Origin of the sequence: Staphylococcus sp. IVB6214 (assembly GCF_025558585.1) — a bacterium.
GTDB lineage: Bacteria > Bacillota > Bacilli > Staphylococcales > Staphylococcaceae > Staphylococcus.
The window spans coordinates 1,632,185-1,653,929 of the sequence record NZ_CP094723.1 but is presented as its reverse complement, the minus strand read 5'-3'; the positions used below and the strand labels follow the sequence as shown (position 1 = coordinate 1,653,929).

Here is a 21,745-nt window from a genome sequence, read left to right as displayed (position 1 = left end):
CCTCTCAGTTCATTATAATATCGGTGATAGTAGCTGGCTGATAGCTTCTTTGAACTTAATCAAAAGACCACGATCTTGATAGCGTTCTTTTGTCAGTTCGGACGAAACTTTTAAGTCTTTTTCAAAACTTTCACGTACTTGTTTAGCAATTTCTTCATTATAAATAAAGGCGTTTACTTCGAAGTTTAAAGAAAAACTACGATTATCCATGTTTGTTGTACCTACGCTTGTAATTTCATCGTCGATGGTCATCGTTTTTGCATGTAAAAAGCCATTATCATAATGATATACACGTGCCCCTGCTTCTAAAAGGCTCGCAACGTTTTTGTAAGTTGCCCAATAGACAAATGAATGGTCAGGTTTGTTTGGAATCATAATGTTTACATCAACGCCACCAAGTGCTGCGATTTTCAAAGCATCCATAAATGAACTATCAGGGATGAAATACGGTGTTTGAATGTAAATCGATTTTTGCGCCATGGAAATCATTTTAAGATAACCATATTTAATCTGTTCCCATGATTCGTCTGGTCCACTTGAGGCGATTTGAATACCTGTATTGTGTTCTGCATTGACATGATTCTCTGGGAAGTATTTGGGGTCATATTGAATATTATGACGATGAGACTGCGAATTCCAGTCTAAAATAAAGCGCAACTGCAGGGCATTGACGCCTTCACCTTCTATGCGTAAGTGTGTGTCGCGCCAATAACCAAATTTTTTGGAGAGACCTAAATATTCTTTCCCAACATTGAAACCACCCACATAACCGATTGTGCCGTCAATCACGACAATTTTGCGATGATTACGATTGTTCATACGCAAGTTGATTATAGGCAACTTTGAAGGGAAGAAAGCTTCTACTTGTCCACCTTTTTGGCGAAAATCTTTGAAATGACGTAACTTTAATGTACGTGACCCGATATCATCGTAGAGCATTTTAACTTCTAGGCCTTGCTCAAGTTTTTCTTCTAGTAAAGATAAGATTTCTTTTCCAAGAAGGTCTTTGCGGAAAATATAATATTGAATATGGATATATTTTTTGGCTTGGCGTATATCTTCTTTAAGACGGTTGAACTTGTCGTGCCCATCCGTGAACAGTTCGATCTGATTGTCATTTGTATAGAAGGCGGCATTATTGTACAGCAACATTTGTATCATATGACTATAATATTGCATGTGTGGATTACTTGGATCAAAATTGCCAGCTTTCAGTGCTTCGAGTTGTTCGTTAACACGACGCTCTAAACCAACCTTGTCATTTTCATCTATCTCGAATAATGATTTACGCTGTATTTGTCGTCCGAAGAGTAAATATAAAACGAATCCTAAGATTGGGAAAAGTCCCAATACGAGCAACCATGCCCAGATGGCTTCGGCACTGCGTCGTTCCATGAAAATAATGGTGAATACAAAAGTCAAATTCAGAAAGAACAAACCAATCAATATGATGTTGACGATCGCATTTCCATTTGCAAATAATGAAATAAGTAATTCGCCCATATGTTTCTCCTTTAATAATATGTTTTTCATATTGTAGCATTTTTTCTAATGAATTTATATTGAAATCATTCTCTTTGACATATACCTACATAGGGTATATCATAAAGGTGTAAAATAAATCACAAAGAATTGAGGGAGACACGATGACAGAACATGCAAACCATTCTGACGTGACGAAGCGCAATTTACAATCCCGTTTGAATCGCATTGAAGGACAAGTCCGAGCCATTAATCGTATGATTGAAGAAGACGTCTATTGCGATGATGTTCTGACTCAAATCCGTGCAACACGTTCTGCATTGAATGGTGTGGCATCCAAGCTGTTAGAACACCATATGAAAGGATGTATCATGCATAAGGTAGAAGGTGGCAATGAACATGAAGCGATGGATGAGTTACTCGTGACTTTCCAAAAGTTGATGAAAGACTAGGAGGTGAACATACGTGCATAGTAAAGTATGGTTATCTGGTCTCTCGAGCGAAGAACAAAAGCAACAGCTTGAATCGAGACTGAGCGATATGATTGGTGTTGAAGCGGTAGAAGTGAATATCGAATCACAAACAGTGACACTGACGTATGAAACACCAGCCAACTTGAATACATTGGAAAAAGAAATTTATGATGCAGGTTATCCTGTCATCAATTCATATAAAGGAGCGCGTTAATTATGGCAAAACACACAATTGCAGTAGAAGGTATGAGTTGTGATCATTGTAAGAAAGCAGTCGAAACAGCAGTGAAAGAAAACAAAGATGTTGTATCGGTTGTGGCAACACCAGCAGAAGACATTGTAGATGTAGAATTATCAAATGATGCAGCGTTAGAAGATGTGAAACAACGTATCTATGATATTGGTTATGACGTTAAATAATATCTTATAGAGTGGGAGATTCACTTTGTTAAATAGTAGCAGATGACCCGCTCTTTATTTGAAAGTAAAATATACCCCGTATAGGTATTGGAGTGGGAATGATGACAAAAGAGACATTTAAAATTTCAGGAATGGATTGTGCAGCTTGTGCAACTCGTATAGAACGCACACTTAATCGTGAAGCAGGGATTGAATCTGCCAATGTAAACCTTGTAATGGAGAAAGGGACCGTTCAATACGATCCAACTCAAATTAGTCAAAAAGAGATTTTTGAGCGTATTGAAAAAATTGGCTTTCAAGCACATCCGATTGAAACGCAACAACAGGCACGAGACCGTAAACAGCGGGAATTGAGACACCAAAAAAATAAATTTATAATTTCTTTAATTTTATCTTTACCATTACTGTATACGATGTTTGCACATTTCTCATTTTTTAGCTTTATACCTGTGCCGGATTTATTGATGAATCCATGGTTTCAATTAATACTTGCAACACCTGTACAATTTGTTTTAGGTTGGCAATTTTACGTAGGTGCATATCAATCACTGACGAATAAAAGTGCCAATATGGATGTACTCGTTGCGATGGGAACATCGGCTGCTTATTTTTATAGTATTTATTTGATGTTTACACATTCGCATGAATCAGGCCATGTGCCACTATACTTTGAAACGAGTGCGGTTTTAATTACGCTCATTCTTTTAGGAAAATATTTTGAAAGACGTGCAAAAGGGCATGCGAGTGATGCTATTGAAAAGTTAGCAGCATTACAAGTTAAAGATGCAGAAGTAGAACGTGATGGACAAATACAGCGTATATCTATTGAAGATGTCCGTGTAGGAGATGTCGTACGTGTCCGTAGTGGTGAACAAATTCCGCTCGACGGTACAATCATAGAAGGTTGGTCAACTGTTGATGAATCCATGTTGACAGGAGAAAGTATACCAATTGATAAAGTTGTAGGGGATTCAGTTATCGGAAGTACATTAAACCAGCAAAACTTTATAAAGGTGCGCATTACACATACAGGTGAGGATCTTGTATTAAACCAAATCATACAAGTCGTGGAAGAAGCGCAAGGAGATAAACCACAAATTCAACGATTGGCAGATAAAGTATCAAACATTTTTGTTCCAACAGTCATTACAATTGCATTTGTTGCATTTTTAACTTGGTATTTTATCCTTACACCGTATGAATTATCTCAAGCACTCGAAATTTTTATCGCGGTTATCGTAATCGCTTGCCCTTGTGCATTAGGACTTGCCACACCGACGTCTATCATGGTCGGTTCTGGACGTGCTGCTGAAGCAGGTATTCTGTTTAAAACAGCTGAATCGTTAGAACAAACACATCATATTAATACAATTGTATTTGATAAAACAGGGACTTTAACCGTTGGACAGCCAAAAGTCATTGCTGAACATCGTCTTATGTCTGATGCTGAGATTGGACGCTACATTAAAAGCTTAGAAGCACAATCTGAACATCCATTGTCTAAAGCTGTTGTTGATTACTTTAAAGATGAGACAACATTGCCAGTTGAAGCATACAAAACACATACAGGCAGTGGTATTTCTGGTCATATTGACAATCATCACATTGTAGTAGGCGCCATTCCTTTCATTGCACAGCATGCAACAATTGAACCAGATGTCCAACAACAAGTAGATACACTGCAAATGTCTGGTGCGACAGTTGTTGCAATGTCTGTTGATGATCAAGTAGGATTAGTACTCGGTATTCGTGATGAACCGAAACAAGAAGCGAAAGAAGTTCTAGCTGCATTAAAACCTCATTATGAATTGATTATGTTGAGTGGTGATAGTGAAATAACTGCGCGTGCAATTGGTCGTGAGTTAGGCGTAAACAATGTTATTGCAGGTGTCAAACCAGATGAAAAAGCGCGAGTTATCTCTGACCTGCAACAAAAAGATCATCAAGTCATGATGGTCGGAGACGGCGTCAACGATGCACCAGCATTGATGAAGAGCGACATCGGCGTGGCAATGGGCTCAGGGTCTGATATTGCATTGGAATCAGCTGATATCGCACTTGTAAAAGGGAACTTGAAACACATTCCCGAAAGTTTAAAATTGAGCCACTTAACGATTCGTAATATCAAGCAAAATTTATTCTTCGCATTTTGTTACAACATGATTGGTATTCCTTTTGCAGCAATGGGATTTTTAGCACCTTGGATTGCAGGAACTGCGATGGCATTTAGTTCTGTGTCGGTTGTATTGAATGCATTGAGATTGAAGCATATTGCTAAATAAAAGTGACTTATTTTAAATTTATATAGTCACTGTCATCAATTTAATGTAAGATAGGGGTAGTAGGTTGACAAACTGGGGTGATAATATGGCAAAGCCAAATGACAAGTTTTACAATGTGGTGAAAATGATATCATCAATTGGGGTTACTGTGAAAAAGACAAAATCACGATTGGATATCATGCGATCACTACCGAAACCAACCACTACACCAGAAAAACTCAAGTAATCAATCATGTCATAGAAATTACAAAAACCACTTTTCCATCGAAACTCAGATGGAAAGGTGGTTTTTGAATTTTATGTTACCTTGTAGTACGAGATTGTGTTTTACTTGCGTCATACTTTTTCGGGGCGTGATAGTAAATACTGAGTATCACACCGACACCTGCCATAAGACTCCATAAAGAACTTCCTCCATAGCTAATGAAAGGGAGTGGGATCCCAGTGATTGGCAATAGTTGGATTGTCATACCGATATTTTGCACAATATGGAACAGCAAAAGGCTGGCGTATCCCATAATGAATGCTTTGCTAAACAGGTCGTCTGATGTAACGGCAAGACGTATCAAATGGAGTAAAAGGAGCAAGAAAACACCTAATACCACGACAGCCCCTACGAAACCGAGTTCTTCACCGATAACAGAAAAGATAAAGTCGGTATGGTTTTCAGGAATATAAACTTCTCCGTTGTTTAAGCCTTTTCCGATAAGTTGACCAGATCCAATCGCCTTCATTGATTCTGTTAAATGGAAACCATCCCCAGTACTGTATGAATAAGGATCGAGCCATGAATTGATACGACCGAGTTGATATGTTTTGATACCTGAGACATTCTCTATAAAGCTTGGATTATAAATAATAGATAAAATAATACTACTTCCTAAAAGAATAGCTGAACCGAAAAGGGGTGCCAATATTTTCCATGTCACACCGCTAACTATGACGATTCCTGCAATGATGGCAAGAAAGACAAGTGTTGTTCCAAGGTCATTTTGTAATAAGATAAGCGCCATTGGCAGAATAGTGACCGCAAATATTTTAAGTAACAACATCAAATCTGTTTCGAGTGATTTATTAAATGTAAAACGATTGTGTTGTGCAACAACCTTTGCGACAGATAAAATCAAGACAATCTTCATAAATTCTGAAGGTTGGACACTAATAGGACCCACGTGGTACCAACTTTTTGCTCCGTTAATAACCGGTGTGAAGCTCGACTCTGGTAGGACAATCAAACCAATTAATAATAGAATAAAAAAAGCATATACGACATTGACGTATTTCAAAATCTTCTTCGGTGAGACAATCATGATTGAGCATGCTATGAAAGCACCGAGAATATAGTAGAAAATCTGTCTGACTCCGAAGTCCATACTGTATTGACCGCCGCCCATTGCCGAGTGAATAGTTGTGACACTTATGATACAGAGTGTGAAAACTAATCCGATCAATTGCCAGTCTAAACGTCGAAAGAATGACTTTTGAGTTTGTTGACGTGAAGAAGCCATAGCCATCTCCTTTGTACTAAAAATTTCTTTAGCTTATATTATATAACGATTTTACATAACATGTAATAAAATTGCTAATATTGTACAAAAATAAATGCATAATGAAGAGCGTGCATGGTAATATGAATTTGTAGAATTTATTTTGGAGGCTAAACTATGTCAAAAGAATCTTTATGTATTATTTATGGTGGGAAAAGTGCCGAACATGATGTCTCAATATTAACAGCTCAGAATGTATTAAATGCAATTGATAAGTCAAAATACCAAATAGACATTATTTATATTACTAATGAAGGACAATGGAAAAAACAAGAAAATATTAATGAAGAAATAACAGATATTCAAACGTTACATTTAGAAGATGTCGAAGAAGGACAGGTTTCTGTCATGTTGACATCATCTAGTCAAGGTGGCCGTTATGATGCAGTCTTCCCATTATTACATGGACCGAATGGTGAAGATGGTACGATTCAAGGACTTTTTGAAGTACTTGATATTCCATATGTTGGGAACGGCGTGTTATCAGCAGCAAGTTCAATGGATAAGCTTGTAATGAAACAATTATTCGCACATAGAGGATTGCCTCAATTACCTTATGTCAGCTTTCTACGTAGTGAATACGAAAAATATCAAGATAATATTTTAAAACTTGTACATGATAAGTTGGAATACCCAGTTTTCGTTAAACCAGCAAACTTAGGTTCAAGTGTGGGTATTAGCAAATGTGAAGATGAAGCATCACTTATTCGTGGTATTGAAGAAGCATTTCAATTCGACCGCAAATTGGTTATTGAGCAAGGCGTGAACGCACGTGAAATTGAAGTAGCGGTGCTTGGTAATGACTATCCAGAAACAACATGGCCAGGTGAAGTAATCAAAGACGTATCATTCTATGACTACAAAGCGAAGTACAAGGATGGTAAGGTACAATTGAGTATTCCGGCTGACTTAGATAAAGAATTACAAATGACACTTCGTGATATGGCCGTTGAAGCATTCAAAGCAACGGACTGTTCAGGTTTAGTACGTGCTGACTTCTTCGTGACTGAAGATAACCAAATATATATTAATGAAACGAATGCGATGCCTGGCTTTACAGCATATAGTATGTTCCCTAAATTATGGGAAAACATGGGTGTATCATATTCAGAATTAATTACGAAATTGATCGAATTGGCAAAAGAACGCTATGCAGATAAACACTTGAATAAATATCGAATTGACGACTAGAGGTTTTAATGATGATAAATATCAGCTTGAGACAATTAGCAGAATGGGTAACATGTGAGATAGACGAACGTTACTTAGATGTAATGATCAAAGGTGTGACGATTGATTCACGCCACATCGAACCGGGACAATTATTTATTCCGTTCAATGGAGAACGTGTAGATGGGCATCGTTTTAGTGAACAAGCTTTACAAGATGGCGCCGCTGCGACATTCTATGATCGACATAGTGGGGTGACTGCACCGACGGAAGGACCTGTCATCTATGTAGAAGATACATTACTGGCGTTACAACAATTGGCAGTTGCTTATTTACGTGACGTCAATCCGACTGTTATTGCGGTGACTGGTTCGAACGGTAAAACAACAACTAAAGATATGTTGGAAAATGTGTTGTCCGCTAATTACAAAGTGAAAAAGACACAAGGCAACTACAACAATGAGATTGGTCTGCCATTGACAATTCTTGCGTTATCATCAGATACAGAAGTCTCTATTTTGGAAATGGGGATGTCAGGTTTTGGTGAAATCGAATTGTTATCAACCATTGCGCAACCTGATTATGCCATCATTACGAATATCGGTGAATCGCATATGCAGGACCTTGGCTCGAGAGCAGGCATTGCACAGGCGAAGTTTGAGATTATCTCCGGGTTAAAGCCATCGGGTAAGTTATTCTATGATGGTGATGAGCCATTACTCGATGAACTGGTTCAACAAGCAGATGGTTTGAATGCGATTGCAGTTGGATCTAGTACCGTGCATGATATTCAATGTGATGTTATATCTCATGATGCATCTGGGATTACATTTAAGATGAATGGAGAAGAGACATATTCGCTTCCAGTACTTGGGGCACATAATATGAAGAATGCTTCATATGCGATTGGTGTTGCGAAACAAATGGGTGTAAGCTCTGAAGTAATTCAACAACAATTAAAAGACTTATCACTCACTGGTATGCGTATGCAAAAATTCACAGCGCCAAATGGTGCCGTTATTATTAATGATGCATATAATGCGAGTCCTACAAGTATGAAAGCAGCCGTTGACACAGTTGCAGAATTAGCTGGACGAAAGATACTCGTATTCGGAGATGTATTGGAACTTGGACCACAGTCTGCGGAATTGCATGCTGAAGTAGGTGTGTATCTAGAAGACAAATCTATTGATATCTTGTTTACATACGGTGACGAATCCAAAGCTATTTCTGAAACAGGATATAAGTATGTAGAACAAGCACAACATTTCGATTCTAAAACGGCATTGATTGATACACTTTCAAAGATGCTAGAAGCGGACGATACGGTGCTCGTAAAAGGATCTCGTGGAATGAAACTAGAAGAAGTGGTTGAAGCGTTAATCACAGCATCTTAAATATTATTATTGGGTGTCTTATTAAGGGGAGAATCCTTTACTAAGGCACTTTTTTGTTCTAAAATGACCCGTTTCATTGCATGTCAAGTTGACTGACTTATTTCCATTTATTGCGATATTAGTAGTTAGGTGGTAATATGTAGAAGTTAGATTAAAAATATTTGACATACTTATTATGAGAATTTCGATATAAAAAGGAGAATTACTTTGCAAAAATTTACAGAATTAGGTGTTTCAGAACGTACAGCTGAAACCCTTGAGGCAATGGGATTTACTGAGCCAACCCCCATCCAAAAAGACAGTATTCCATATGCACTCGAAAATATTGACATATTGGGACAAGCGCAAACAGGGACAGGAAAAACAGGCGCATTTGGGATCCCACTTATTGAAAAAGTTAAGGGGCAAGAAGGTGTTCGTGCCCTTATCTTAGCACCGACACGTGAGCTTGCAATGCAAGTAGCTGAGCAATTACGCGAATTTAGTCATGGTCAAAAAGTTCAAGTTGTGACAGTATTCGGTGGTATGCCGATCGACCGTCAGATCAAATCATTAAAACGAGGCCCACAAATCGTCGTTGGAACTCCAGGACGTGTGATTGATCATTTGAACCGTCGCACATTGAAACCACAACAAATCGAAACGTTAATCTTAGATGAAGCGGATGAAATGATGAACATGGGCTTCATTGATGATATGCGTTATATTATGGACAAATTGCCATCAGAAAATCGTCAAACAATGCTTTTCTCAGCGACAATGCCAAAAGCAATCCAAGAACTTGTGCAGAAGTTTATGAAATCACCAAAGATTATTAAAACAATGAACAACGAAATCTCTGATCCACAAATTGATGAATACTACACAATTGTGAAAGAGTTAGAGAAATTCGATACATTTACAAACTTCTTAGATGTACACCAACCAGAACTTGCAATCGTATTCGGACGTACGAAACGCCGTGTTGACGAATTGACAAGCGCTTTGTTATCAAAAGGCTACAAAGCAGAAGGGCTTCATGGTGACATTACACAGGCGAAACGTCTAGAAGTATTGAAGAAGTTCAAAAATGATCAAATCGATATTCTTGTTGCGACAGACGTTGCAGCACGTGGTTTAGATATTTCAGGTGTGAGCCATGTTTACAACTTCGATATTCCACAAGATACAGAAAGCTACACACACCGAATTGGACGTACAGGTCGTGCGGGGAAACATGGTATTGCGGTGACATTTGTAAATCCAATCGAGATGGATTACATTCGTCAAATCGAACAAACAAACAAACGTCAAATGCGTGCGTTACGTCCGCCACATCGCAAAGAAGTATTACAAGCGCGTGAGGATGACATCAAGAATAAGGTAGAAAAATGGATGGCTGCCGATAAAGAACCACGTGTTGAAAAGATTGCGAAGTCATTACTTGAAACATACGAGGCTTCAGACTTAGTAACAGCACTTTTACAAGAGTTGGTAGAATCAAACGACGAAGTAGAAGTACAATTAACATTTGAAAAACCGCTTGCACGTAAAACACGTGGACCAAAAGGTGGTAACCGTAAGAACTCAAATAATAAGCGTCATGGAAAAAATAACCGTAATCACAAACAAGGTAGCTTCAACAAAAAAGGCAACTTTAGAAACAAACGTGATAACAAAGTGAAAAAAGGGCGCACATTTGCGGATCACCAAAAATAAAACAAGATAAAGGAGCTGAGCGCTATGTCTCAGCTCTTTTTTAGGTTCATTAGTGTTGCGAAAAATGATTATGTTATAATGTAAAAAAATATTGGAAGGAGCAGAATCAATGACAACTTCATTCCAGAGAAGCCCAGAAGTTGCGAAAAAGTATTTCAGGCAATTTTATTTGCTTAGATGTCTAATTGGTACGGTGTTACTTATTATCGCTTTTTCCTTAGATTACTACTTTGAGGTTTGGCAACCGTTACAATATATTGCTGGTGGCCTACTCGTCTTACACATTTTATACTGCTTATTAAAACCTTACTTTCGATATCATTTCACCTATTATCGAATCAAAGAAAATGTGATTGAAGTTAAGCGTAACTATTGGTTCCGTAAACATCAAATTTTAAAGGTTGAGCGTCTTCAATATCTTCACTGGGAAAACGGACCGTTATTGCGACGTTATCAGTTGCAAAGATTGATATTAACAACGGCAGGTCATGCAATTCAGTTGCCTTTGTTATATGAAGAAGATGTGCATCAACTAGAACAATACTGTCTCGAACAATTACAGGAGGGTGATAGTGATGTATAGTCCACAGAAGCTCCATCCCATCTCATATGTCATGAGTATTTTCAATGCGATAAAGTCCAATATTATACCGCTATTACTCTTTCTATTGTTTGCAATTAAAGACTTTGATTATACAAAGCCCTCGAATTATATTTTCCCTGGAATAGTCACGTTCTTTTTCTTAATAACATTAGTTAATGATGCTATTAAAGCGTTTCGTACTCGATATTGGATTGAAGGCACGCATTTTATTGTCACAACAGGTCTGTTTAATCTTGAACGAAAAGAACTTAATATTTCCCGCATTCAATCGATGGATACATCACAAAATCTGATTCATCAAATTGTTGGGGGAGTCCGACTACAAATACAAACACCGAGTGATGGCATAGCACTTGAAACCATTACCCAAGCACAAAGTGAATGGATTCAAGCGGAACTTGAGAAGGTAAAATTTGATTTGAACGAGAGTAAGATTGAGACAGAAGATAGCGAAGTAACAGATGTTGAATCTTTTGCTAAGACAATTAATACGCCGCCAGAAGAAGAGCTATACCAACTCTCTACGAAAAACTTATTATTTATGGCGATGACAAGTGGTGCTATTTTTGTCGCACTTGCCACACTTAGTCCTATTTTAACGGCAATGATAGATTATATTGACTGGCATTGGTTGACTGAAGAAGTATCATCTATCGTGAACAGTGCAGTTCTTATTACGACAGTGATTGTTGCAACTGGTATCATCATTTCGTATTTGGTTGGGATTTTGATTACATTTTTCCGCTATTACAATTACACATTGAAACGACAAGGGGACTACTTGACGATACGATACGGACTTTTGAATGTAAAAAAAGTAACAGTCCCTTTAAAGCGTATCCAAGCCGTCATTGAACATAAAAGTTATTTGCGTACATTATTTGGCTATACGGCATATGATTTTGTCATTACAAGTGACATGGAAGTCGATTTGGAGAATGACTTTGCAGATGGACGTGTGATGGTATTACCATTTATACACAAACGTGAAGTACATGATCTATTGGCATCGATGGTACCGCATATGCAGTTTGGAGAAGTCAGCCACTCCATACCGTGGCGTGGGTTCCATAGACGAATTTGGATAGAGTCACTCGTACTAATCATCATTGCAGCCATTGTCCATTACTATTTCTGGGTATGGGTTTGGATACCAGTTGTGTTTTATATTGTTGTGCGTATCTTTAAGAGTTATATGATGATTTTAAAAGCGGGTTGGCATGTAGCAGGTGATGAAATGGCAATACGTCGCGTCTCGTATACGGGATTCCGAACAACTTATTTCAAACATGACAAAATACTCGGTTGGCAACGTGAATATCATCCAGTGATGGCAAATGCGCAACTGAATCATTTTTATTTCACATTGGCTAAAGGTTCATTGAGTACGGATGTTGGATTAGAATTCGTCGATACGCAAGATGTGGATGACATACAATCATGGTATATAAAAGGTGGTGTTCGTGATGACGGATGAATTGTATAACCAAATGGCACCAGAAGGGCGAAAAGTAATGCGCATTGCTGGGATGATTTTTACAGCACTAATGATAGTCTTAGCCATTGTGTCATTTGTCTCAAGTTACTTCATCAGTGCGTTTGAATCGCAACTCAAGTGGATTGCATTGGTGATAGCAATGATTGCAGTCTTGTATGCTGTGATATTTGTTTGGCTCAAACCACTCTATACGTATCATGTATTTCGATATGGATTTTCAGAGCAAGGTATTGTCGTTAGAGAAGGATTTATATTTATTGAAGAAACGAAAGTACCGCTATTCCGCATCCAAAATATTGATATGGATGAAGGGTTTATAATGCGTAAATACGGTCTTGCAACATTAACCATCTCGACAGCGGGGGGCAATGTTGAGATCTCATTAATTGAAAAACAACAAGCGTTAAAGATAAAGCAACTTATTCAAGAAGGAATTATTATGGATGAAAATCATATACCGCATGAAATTACCGACGAAAATTATGATAAAATAAAAGATACGCAAACTGAAGATGAGGAGACGTCGTTATGATATATGGCTTAGGTGTTGATTTAGTCGAAATAGAACGCATCAAGGCGATAGCAGACAAACAACCCAAGTTTGTTAAACGCATCTTAAGCCAAGACGAATATGCCCATTACACGCAGTTATCACATCCTCAGAGACGGATTGAGTTTTTGGCAGGTCGATTTGCGGTAAAAGAAGCTTTTAGTAAGGCGCTTGGTACAGGTATCGGTAAAGAAGTCGCATTCAATGATATTCATTGCGCAAACGATGAAAAAGGAAAGCCTTATATTTTATTCGATGGTTTTATCGTACATGTATCCATCACTCATACGGCCCACTATGCCATGAGTCAAGTCATATTAGAACAAAAAGATGAATGAAGTAGATAAAAGGAAGGTGACAGTAGTTTGTCAGAAAAGTATTATCGTGATACCACATTATCTGTAAATTTAGATGCGATTACATCTAACTATCAAGAATTATCCAAGTGTCATCCAACGAAGACGATGATGTCTGTCGTTAAGGCGAATGCTTATGGCTTAGGAAGTGTAGCAATCGCTAACCATCTTGCATCACTTGGCGTTACGTTTGTCTGCGTAGCAACATTGGATGAAGCGATTGAATTACGCATGCATGGATTTAAAGAGAAAATCTTAATCCTTTCAAGTATTCCGCCTGCAAATATTAACAAAGCCATTCAACATCGTGTGGCAGTTGCTGTACCTTCTAAAGCATGGTTGGAAGAGGCAATTTCTTATATCGATCCTACAAATGAAAAGTCATTATGGCTGCATATTAAGTTGGATACGGGTATGAATCGACTAGGTACCAAGGATATCGAAACATATCGTGAAATGATCGCGCTTATTGAACAATATGATCAGTTGATCTTTGAAGGTGTCTTTTCACATTTTGCATCCGCAGACGAAGAAAACGATTCTTCACAGCAGCAGTATCAATGTTTTGAGAGTCTTGTAACGAATGCAGAACGTCCGACATACGTACATATTCAAAATTCTGCCGGAACGTTGCGTTTCAATCCTGAAATTTGTAATGCCTATCGTCCGGGTATCGCACTATACGGTTATTACCCGACACCGTTTATTGAATCGAAGAATACGGCACGTCTGACACCTGCTGCGACTGTGGAAACAACTGTTGTTCAAGTAAAACAGGTAGAAGCGGGAGAAACGATTGGATATGGGGAGACGTATACAGCATCAGAGCGCATGCATATCGCCCTTCTATCAATTGGTTATGCTGATGGATATTTACGTCAAATGCAAGGGTCTTATGTCAGTGTAAACGGTCAACAATGTGAAGTGGTCGGCCGTATTAGTATGGATCAAACGGCTATTAAAGTACCAGCCAATGTACAACCTGGTGACAAAGTTGTTGTTTTAGAAGCACGTGCACATACACCACAATCGGCTGAAACGCTTGCCCAAAAACAACAGACGATTAATTATGAAGTCCTTTGTAATTTTGGACGTCGTATTCCACGTGTCTACATTTCAGGGGAAAACATTGATGTGACAAATGAATTATTAAAATAATATGGTAGAGTTGTTCATTTTTTGCTATCATTATGAGTGATTAACTTAGATTTTTAACGTGAGTTGAATTGATATGGAGGGTCTCATGATGTCAGTATTCAATCAAGTAAAATTTAAAAATTTAGAGCAGTCATTAAAAGAAGGTTACGCCCAAATGGCTGACCTCAATCTCTCCCTAGCGACAGAAGCCTATTCAGTAGAGTGTGAGGCGTGCGATTGTAATGAATCTCACTTACTATCAAAGCATCAGGATGATTAAATGAAGCGAGGTGACGTATACTTAGCTGATTTATCACCAGTACAGGGTTCTGAACAAGGGGGAGTTAGACCTGTCGTTATCATACAAAATGATACTGGTAACAAATATAGTCCGACTGTGATTGTAGCAGCAATCACAGGACGTATTAATAAAGCGAAGATTCCAACACATGTAGAAATTGAAAAAAAGAAATATAAACTCGACAAAGATTCTGTTATTTTGTTGGAGCAGATTCGGACAGTTGATAAAAATCGATTGAAAGAGAAGCTGACTTTTTTATCCGATGAAAAGATGAAAGAAGTGAACAATGCACTTGGCATCAGTCTAGGGCTACAAGTGGTTCAATCAAGATAACAAGGGGATTTATAGATTTTATGAAAGTTAAAGTAATCTATAAGTCGTGAAAAACATTCAAGTTATTACTGATAGAAAAGTTAAGCATGTCCGACAGCAATTGAGAAAGATAAATAGCACTTCATTCTATGAACGATATTGATCAGAGGGAATAGGATATTACTTGAAGCAGTTTGCTTAAAGTCATCCTTGTCAGGGTGGGCGATGAAATCTTTGAACTGATAAGGTTTCACGGCCACTTTTTTGTTTTTAGAATGGAATAAGATTGGAAAAGGAGTATTGAGAGTGGCACAATCAAAAACAGCGTACTATTTTGAATTAATCGACCGGTTTTTAAATAGTAGTAACAGTGATGAAGTTTTAGAGACAGCACGTACATTTGCCAGCAACTTACCTGAAGAAAGTGTCACACCCGAGGCAATTGTCAATATACATAAAACATATCTCGAAGCACGTACATTAAGTCAACAAGACATGAAGGATAGCTTGGATATACTTGAAGTCGTCATTCAAAGTTTTGGTTATGACTATACCGATTACAAGCGATTAGTTGATCGCATGGAAGTTCATGACAAAGAGATGGGAGTGGCGTCTAGTCTTCAGCAAACAATGCTCAAAACAGATATCCCTCAATTTGATAGTATACAAATCGGTGCAATCTCTGTGGCAGCACATCAAGTGAGTGGTGACTACTTCAACTTGATTGATCATAAAGATGGAACGATGAGTTTTGCTGTTGCAGATGTTATCGGGAAAGGCATCCCTGCAGCGTTGGCGATGAGTATGATCAAGTTTGGCATGGACTCATATGGACATTCACAATTGCCAAATGACGGGTTGAAACGGTTGAACCGAGTCGTTGAGAAAAACGTCAATCAAAATATGTTTGTGACGATGTTTTATGGTCTGTATGAAGACCTTAATCACATCTTGTATTGCAGCTCAGCAGGGCACGAACCAGGCTATATTTTTAGAGCGGCAACAGATACCTTTGAAGAGATCACTGTTCGTGGTCGTGTTCTCGGTGTGAGTCAAAATATTCGTTACGATCAACAGGAAATAAAGATTGAGTTGAATGATATGATCATTATTTTCACAGACGGTGTTACAGAAATTAGAGACGAATCAGGTCGTTTTATTGATAAAAATTACTTGTTGAACTTTATTTTGAAATATAAAGATATGCATCCGCAAGATATCGTACAGTTATTGTATGAAGCATTATTGCGTTTGCAAGAAAAAAGTAAGCGTGATGATTTGACAATCTTAATCATTAAAAGAGCCCGATAATCGCTTATAAACGATTATGGTGATTGATAATTGGGTAAAAACTAATAGTAGACTATTTTAGGAGTGTATAAATTAATGAACCTTAACATAGAAACTGACGTATACGAAGATTACTATGAGGTCACTGTTGCTGGTGAACTAGATGTGGCAACAGTCCCTGAGCTTGAAGCTGTTTTGTTGCCAATTCGCCAAGAAGGAACACATGATGTTCATGTTAATTTGACAGATTTAACTTATATGGATTCAACAGGATTAGGTTTATTTGTTGGGACACTCAAAGCATTGAATCAGCACGATAAAGCACTCTATATTTTAGGAGTGAATGATCGTATTAAACGTCTGTTTGACATAACTGGACTAGCTGATCTAATGCATGTGAATCAAGGAACGGAGGTCGAATAACATGCCACAAGCACATGATGTCATCGAGATGAAGGTACCCGCAGCACCAGAATATGTAAGTTTGATTCGTCTGACGTTATCAGGAGTTTTTAATCGTGCGAATGCATCGTACAACGATATAGAAGATGCAAAAATTGCAGTAAGTGAAGCTGTTACAAATGCGGTGAAGCATGCATATAAACACCATGAAGAGATCGGATATATTACAGTTGTATTTGAAGTGACTGATGCACAAATTAAAATTGTTGTATCTGATCAAGGCGAAAGCTTTAATTACCAAGAAACAAAGCAACAACTAGGGCCTTACCAAGATGATGAAAATATTGACTTTTTGCGAGAAGGTGGACTTGGCTTGTTTTTGATTGAAGCATTAATGGATGAAGTCACTGTGAGAAAAGAGACAGGTGTGATAATAAGTATGACGAAGTATATCAAAAAAGAGCAGGTGCAAAACCATGACGAAAGCATCGAACTCAGTGAATAATGTTTCATCAGAACAAATCAATCAATGGATTTTAGAATGTCAAAAAAATCAAGATGAAGCCGCGCAAGAAAAACTTGTCAATCATTACGGAAATTTAATTGAATCATTAGCTTATCGCTATTCTAAAGGACAATCGCATCATGAAGATCTTGTACAAGTCGGGATGGTCGGTTTGATCGGCGCAATCAACCGTTTTGATCTATCTTTTGATCGCAAATTTGAGGCGTTCTTAGTACCAACTGTAATCGGTGAAATCAAACGTTATTTAAGAGACAAAACATGGAGCGTACATGTTCCACGTAGAATTAAGGAAATCGGTCCACGCATTAAGAAAACAATCGATGAATTGACGAATGAGTTAGAGCGCTCTCCATCCATTCATGAAATCGCTGAACATCTTGAAGTTTCCGATGAAGAAGTCCTTGAAGCGATGGAGATGGGGCAAAGTTATCATGCACTTAGCGTCGATCACTCGATTGAAGCAGATAAAGATGGCTCAACAGTGACGTTATTAGACGTCATGGGGAGTCAAGATGAAAACTATGATTTAACCGAAAAGCGTATCATTTTAGAACGAATCTTACCGATATTATCTGATCGAGAACGTGAGATTATTCAATGTACGTTTATTGAAGGGCTTAGCCAGAAAGAAACAGGTGAACGTGTTGGGTTAAGCCAAATGCACGTTTCACGATTGCAGCGAACAGCGATTAAGAAACTTCAGCAGGCTGTGAAGCAAACATAGATATATGAATAGCATTTCTGAAATCATAGCACATGATTTTCTACACTTGTAAAATAAGTGTTGGAAAAGATTGTGCTTCTTTCATCATCAACTATAAAATAATAAACTTTGAATGGTAGAAAATGGAAAGGTAGTGAGTCGTATGGCAACAGATACACTTGTACAAGCAATACATAGAGAATATCAATACTCTGTAAAACAAATCGAAGCGGTCCTCGCACTATTAAGTGAGAAAAATACTGTGCCGTTTATTGCGAGATATCGTAAAGAAGCAACCGGTGGCTTAGATGAAGTGGCAATTAAGCAAATTGATGACCGCTATCAATATATGGAAAATCTTCAAAAGCGAAAAGAAGAGATTATACATACTATTGAACAACAAGGATTGCTGACACCTGAGTTGAAACAAGACATTTTAAAACAAACAAAGCTACAGCGTGTAGAAGACTTGTACCGTCCGTATAAGCAAAAGAAAAAAACACGTGCGACGGAAGCGAAAAGAAAAGGCCTTGAACCTTTAGCAGAATGGATTTTGGCACAGCAGGCACCATCAGAGTTAGATGCTCAGGCTAAAAAATATCTAAATGATGAAGTCGTAACGATAGAAGAAGCGATTGCTGGTGCACAAGATATTATCGCTGAGAAAATTGCAGATCATCCTGAATATCGCAAGAAAATTTTAAAAGATGTTTGGCATGCAGGTAATATTATGACACAAAAAAAGAAAAAAGCAGAAGATGAAAAAGCGGTATATGCGATGTACTATGATTACACTGAGCCTATTAAGAGAGCAGCCAACCATCGTATACTTGCCATGAATCGTGGTGAAAAAGAAAAGATATTATCAGTAAAAGTAGATGCAGATACTGAAAAACTGTCTCAAACGATTCAACGTACGGAAGTAAAAGGTGCACATCGATTGTCAGAAATTGTCATTGCAGCTATTGAAGATGCGATGAAGCGCCTCATTTTCCCATCTATTGAACGAGAAATTCGTGGAGATTTAACAGAACGTGCAGAGACACAAGCAATTGATGTGTTCAGTGAAAACTTAAAAAATTTATTATTGCAAGCACCATTGAAAGGAAAACAAATACTTGGTGTGGATCCAGCTTTTCGTACGGGGTGTAAACTTGCAGTCATCAATCCATATGGTACATTTGTTGCGAAATCAGTGATGTACCCACACCCACCAGTGTCAAAAGTAAAAGCAGCCGAAGAAACATTTTTATCAATGGTTAAACAATACGATGTTGACTTAGTGGCGATTGGTAATGGGACAGCAAGTCGTGAAACAGAGCAATTTGTAGCTGAAATGATCCAAACACACAACTTGAATATTCAATATGTCATCGTCAATGAAGCTGGAGCATCTGTATACTCAGCTTCAGATATTGCACGTCATGAATTTCCAGACTTTCAAGTTGAAGAACGTAGCGCCGTATCCATTGGACGTCGTATACAAGACCCTTTAAGTGAATTAGTCAAAATTGATCCGAAATCAATCGGTGTCGGTCAGTATCAACATGACGTGAACCAAAAATCACTTTCAACAGCATTAGACTTTGTCGTCGAAACAGCTGTAAACCAAGTAGGTGTCAATATCAATACAGCTTCGGGTACATTGTTACAACATGTTTCCGGTTTATCAAAACAAATTGCAGACAATATTGTAGCCCATAGAGAAGAAAATGGACCGTTTACGAAACATCAACAAATCAAAAAAGTAAAACGTTTAGGCGACAAAACATTTGAACAAAGTATCGGATTTCTGCGTATTGTAGATGGAGAAGATCCACTTGATAATACAGCGATTCACCCAGAAAGTTATGCGGTGACACATGATTTGTTAAATGCAGTAAACATGAACGTATCAGATATTGGCACAAATCATTTGAAAAAAGTATTAGAAAAGATAGATATTGATGGATATGCACAAAAATTAAATATCGGTGTACCGACACTTGAAGATATCGTGAAGTCATTGATTGCACCAAATCGAGACCCGCGTGATGCGTATGAAACACCGCAGCTAAAGTCAGATGTACTCTCCATTGAAGACTTAAGAGAAGGCATGAAGTTAACAGGAACAGTTCGCAATGTTGTGGACTTTGGCGCATTCGTTGATATCGGTGTAAAACAAGATGGATTAGTGCATATTTCAAAATTGTCTAAGCAGTTTGTAAAACATCCAATGGATAAAGTAAATGTAGGGGATATTGTCGACGTATGGATAGACGGTATTGATGAGCAAAAAGGAAAAGTTGCGTTGACGATGATTGACCCACATGAATAACAAAGAGCTACAAGTCATGACAGAACAGATAGCACGACAATTTTTTCAAAGAACTTTTCAACATCGTGCATATTTTAACCCACGTTTACGGACAACGGGTGGACGTTATTTGTTAAAAACGCATGATATAGAAATTAATCCGAAGCAGCTTGAAGCATTTGGTGAAGCGGCACTCATTGATATCATTAAGCATGAATTATGTCACTATTTTTTACATCTTGATAAAAAGGGCTATCAGCATAAAGATGCAGATTTTAAAAAACTGAGTAGCGATGTAGGGGCGCCACGATTCTGCACCCCATTACAAAGCTATGAGTCCAGAGCGAACTATATTTATAAATGTAGAAGATGTGGAACAGAATATATGCGTATTCGAAAAGTCGATACAAAACGTATGCGCTGTGGCAAGTGTAGTGGAACACTTATAGAAATGAATAAATAAAATAGAAAGATTATGTAAGGGGATTGAGACACCGTGAATTGCTTTTCCAGAGCACAAATTCATGATGTCTCAGTGCCTTTGTTATTGTTTAACATCCTAATATATTTAAAAAATTAAGAGGAAAGTTAAATATTATCTAAATTCGTGAAATAGACTTTATAAACGGTGCGATAATCAATATTTACAAAAGATTATTATGATTTCTCTAACATTAAAAAAAACTACTCGATAAATCATTCGGCTTTTATAAAATGATGGGTATTTCTTTTTTGTCCTCGTTGCTTTTTATATACAATTTTGTGTTGACATTAAAAAACAGATTATATATAATTACAAAAGTCGACCGACACAAGTTAAACTTTATTAAAAATAATTGTTGACTTTAAAGATTCGACATGATATAGTTGAGTACGTTGTGAAAACGAAAGATTAACAACAGATTACAAATATTAAATGAATGTTAAAAAAGTGTTGACATGAAATGTCACGCCTGATATAATGAATATCGTTCTGAAAAATGATATTTAAAGTTACCGAGCGGTCGTGGCGGAATGGCAGACGCGCTAGGTTGAGGGCCTAGTGGGAGAGATCCCGTGGAGGTTCAAGTCCTCTCGGCCGCATCAACTAAACTTTAATATCAATCATTTAAATAATATGCGGGTGTAGTTTAATGGCAAAACCTCAGCCTTCCAAGCTGATGTTGTGGGTTCGATTCCCATCACCCGCTCCATAAAATTTTAAACTGTGAACATTGAAAACTGAATGACAATATGTCAACGTTAATTCCGATAATTTGAGTACTCAGATTAGTACTTTCGAGAGTGATTGACTCAAACAA

23 protein-coding genes and 2 tRNA genes are annotated in these 21,745 nt (G+C 37.7%); 23 read left to right on the top strand and 2 right to left on the bottom strand.

The annotated features are described in order from the left end of the window. Window positions 1–12: 12 nt before the first annotated feature. Window positions 13–1,503, bottom strand: coding sequence for a cardiolipin synthase (gene cls, locus MUA51_RS08130; RefSeq protein WP_262559303.1), 1,491 nt, complete (start codon window positions 1,501–1,503; stop codon window positions 13–15). Between the two features lie 143 nt (window positions 1,504–1,646). Here cls and csoR point away from each other — a divergent pair, with 143 nt between their 5' ends. From csoR to MUA51_RS08105, 5 genes are all read left to right on the top strand, one after another. Then, the gene (csoR, locus tag MUA51_RS08125) at window positions 1,647–1,934 is read left to right on the top strand and encodes a copper-sensing transcriptional repressor CsoR (protein WP_095117496.1); all 288 of its coding nucleotides are present in this window, start codon (window positions 1,647–1,649) and stop codon (window positions 1,932–1,934) included. Window positions 1,935–1,947: 13 nt separating this feature from the next. Next, on the top strand, window positions 1,948–2,169 hold the full coding sequence (csoZ, locus tag MUA51_RS08120) for a putative copper chaperone CsoZ (RefSeq protein ID WP_262559302.1): 222 nt from the start codon (window positions 1,948–1,950) through the stop codon (window positions 2,167–2,169). A gap of 2 nt (window positions 2,170–2,171) precedes the next feature. Further along, a complete protein-coding gene (locus MUA51_RS08115) occupies window positions 2,172–2,375 on the top strand; it encodes a cation transporter (RefSeq protein WP_262559301.1) in 204 nt (67 codons plus the stop codon). Between the two features lie 101 nt (window positions 2,376–2,476). Beyond that, window positions 2,477–4,657, top strand: a complete 2,181-nt coding sequence (locus MUA51_RS08110) for a heavy metal translocating P-type ATPase (protein ID WP_262559300.1) — start codon at window positions 2,477–2,479, stop codon at window positions 4,655–4,657. 85 nt (window positions 4,658–4,742) lie between these two features. Beyond that, window positions 4,743–4,883: an Lmo0850 family protein gene (locus tag MUA51_RS08105; RefSeq protein WP_262559299.1), complete on the top strand. Its 141-nt coding sequence runs from the start codon at window positions 4,743–4,745 to the stop codon at window positions 4,881–4,883. A 76-nt stretch (window positions 4,884–4,959) separates the two neighbouring features. Here the strand turns inward: MUA51_RS08105 and MUA51_RS08100 are convergent, their stop codons facing one another. Beyond that, complete coding sequence (locus MUA51_RS08100) at window positions 4,960–6,165, bottom strand: FtsW/RodA/SpoVE family cell cycle protein (protein WP_262559298.1); 1,206 nt, start codon at window positions 6,163–6,165, stop codon at window positions 4,960–4,962. 156 nt (window positions 6,166–6,321) lie between these two features. Here MUA51_RS08100 and MUA51_RS08095 point away from each other — a divergent pair, with 156 nt between their 5' ends. The 18 genes from MUA51_RS08095 to MUA51_RS08010 all read left to right on the top strand — a co-directional run bounded on the left by MUA51_RS08095 (window position 6,322) and on the right by MUA51_RS08010 (window position 21,637). Continuing rightward, on the top strand, window positions 6,322–7,395 hold the full coding sequence (locus MUA51_RS08095) for a D-alanine--D-alanine ligase (RefSeq protein WP_262559297.1): 1,074 nt from the start codon (window positions 6,322–6,324) through the stop codon (window positions 7,393–7,395). Window positions 7,396–7,406: 11 nt separating this feature from the next. Next, complete coding sequence (locus MUA51_RS08090) at window positions 7,407–8,771, top strand: UDP-N-acetylmuramoyl-tripeptide--D-alanyl-D-alanine ligase (RefSeq protein ID WP_262560886.1); 1,365 nt, start codon at window positions 7,407–7,409, stop codon at window positions 8,769–8,771. A gap of 207 nt (window positions 8,772–8,978) precedes the next feature. Then, complete coding sequence (gene cshA, locus MUA51_RS08085) at window positions 8,979–10,469, top strand: degradosome RNA helicase CshA (RefSeq protein WP_262559296.1); 1,491 nt, start codon at window positions 8,979–8,981, stop codon at window positions 10,467–10,469. Window positions 10,470–10,578: 109 nt separating this feature from the next. Then, window positions 10,579–11,052, top strand: a complete 474-nt coding sequence (locus MUA51_RS08080; protein ID WP_262559295.1) for a PH domain-containing protein — start codon at window positions 10,579–10,581, stop codon at window positions 11,050–11,052. After that, window positions 11,045–12,550 carry a PH domain-containing protein gene (locus MUA51_RS08075; RefSeq protein ID WP_262559294.1) on the top strand — a complete coding sequence of 502 codons (1,506 nt, stop codon included), beginning with the start codon at window positions 11,045–11,047 and terminating at the stop codon, window positions 12,548–12,550. Before MUA51_RS08080 ends, MUA51_RS08075 begins: the two co-directional genes overlap by 8 nt. Next, window positions 12,540–13,103 carry a PH domain-containing protein gene (locus MUA51_RS08070; RefSeq protein WP_262559293.1) on the top strand — a complete coding sequence of 188 codons (564 nt, stop codon included), beginning with the start codon at window positions 12,540–12,542 and terminating at the stop codon, window positions 13,101–13,103. Before MUA51_RS08075 ends, MUA51_RS08070 begins: the two co-directional genes overlap by 11 nt. After that, a complete protein-coding gene (gene acpS / locus MUA51_RS08065; protein WP_262559292.1) occupies window positions 13,100–13,459 on the top strand; it encodes a holo-ACP synthase in 360 nt (119 codons plus the stop codon). The genes MUA51_RS08070 and acpS overlap by 4 nt, the downstream gene beginning before the upstream one ends. A 27-nt stretch (window positions 13,460–13,486) precedes the next feature. Beyond that, a complete protein-coding gene (gene alr, locus MUA51_RS08060) occupies window positions 13,487–14,635 on the top strand; it encodes an alanine racemase (protein ID WP_262559291.1) in 1,149 nt (382 codons plus the stop codon). Between the two features lie 88 nt (window positions 14,636–14,723). Continuing rightward, window positions 14,724–14,894 carry a type II toxin-antitoxin system antitoxin MazE gene (mazE, locus tag MUA51_RS08055; protein WP_095117483.1) on the top strand — a complete coding sequence of 57 codons (171 nt, stop codon included), beginning with the start codon at window positions 14,724–14,726 and terminating at the stop codon, window positions 14,892–14,894. Next, window positions 14,895–15,248, top strand: a complete 354-nt coding sequence (locus MUA51_RS08050; protein ID WP_095117482.1) for a type II toxin-antitoxin system PemK/MazF family toxin — start codon at window positions 14,895–14,897, stop codon at window positions 15,246–15,248. Window positions 15,249–15,533: 285 nt separating this feature from the next. Continuing rightward, window positions 15,534–16,538, top strand: a complete 1,005-nt coding sequence (locus tag MUA51_RS08045) for a SpoIIE family protein phosphatase (protein WP_262559289.1) — start codon at window positions 15,534–15,536, stop codon at window positions 16,536–16,538. A 75-nt stretch (window positions 16,539–16,613) separates the two neighbouring features. Then, window positions 16,614–16,940 carry an anti-sigma factor antagonist gene (locus MUA51_RS08040; RefSeq protein ID WP_262559288.1) on the top strand — a complete coding sequence of 109 codons (327 nt, stop codon included), beginning with the start codon at window positions 16,614–16,616 and terminating at the stop codon, window positions 16,938–16,940. Window position 16,941: 1 nt separating this feature from the next. Then, window positions 16,942–17,424, top strand: a complete 483-nt coding sequence (rsbW, locus tag MUA51_RS08035) for an anti-sigma B factor RsbW (RefSeq protein ID WP_262559287.1) — start codon at window positions 16,942–16,944, stop codon at window positions 17,422–17,424. Next, entirely contained in the window at window positions 17,396–18,169 is a 774-nt protein-coding gene (gene sigB, locus MUA51_RS08030) for an RNA polymerase sigma factor SigB (RefSeq protein WP_262559286.1), read from the top strand. Before rsbW ends, sigB begins: the two co-directional genes overlap by 29 nt. A gap of 142 nt (window positions 18,170–18,311) precedes the next feature. Next, on the top strand, window positions 18,312–20,465 hold the full coding sequence (locus tag MUA51_RS08025) for a Tex family protein (RefSeq protein ID WP_262559285.1): 2,154 nt from the start codon (window positions 18,312–18,314) through the stop codon (window positions 20,463–20,465). Then, window positions 20,458–20,907 (top strand): SprT family protein, encoded by a 450-nt coding sequence (locus MUA51_RS08020; protein WP_262559284.1) that lies wholly within the window; start codon window positions 20,458–20,460, stop codon window positions 20,905–20,907. The genes MUA51_RS08025 and MUA51_RS08020 overlap by 8 nt, the downstream gene beginning before the upstream one ends. Before the next feature lie 537 nt (window positions 20,908–21,444). Further along, window positions 21,445–21,527, top strand: a tRNA-Leu gene (locus MUA51_RS08015). Between the two features lie 36 nt (window positions 21,528–21,563). Next, a tRNA-Gly gene (locus MUA51_RS08010) sits at window positions 21,564–21,637 on the top strand. Window positions 21,638–21,745: the final 108 nt, after the last annotated feature.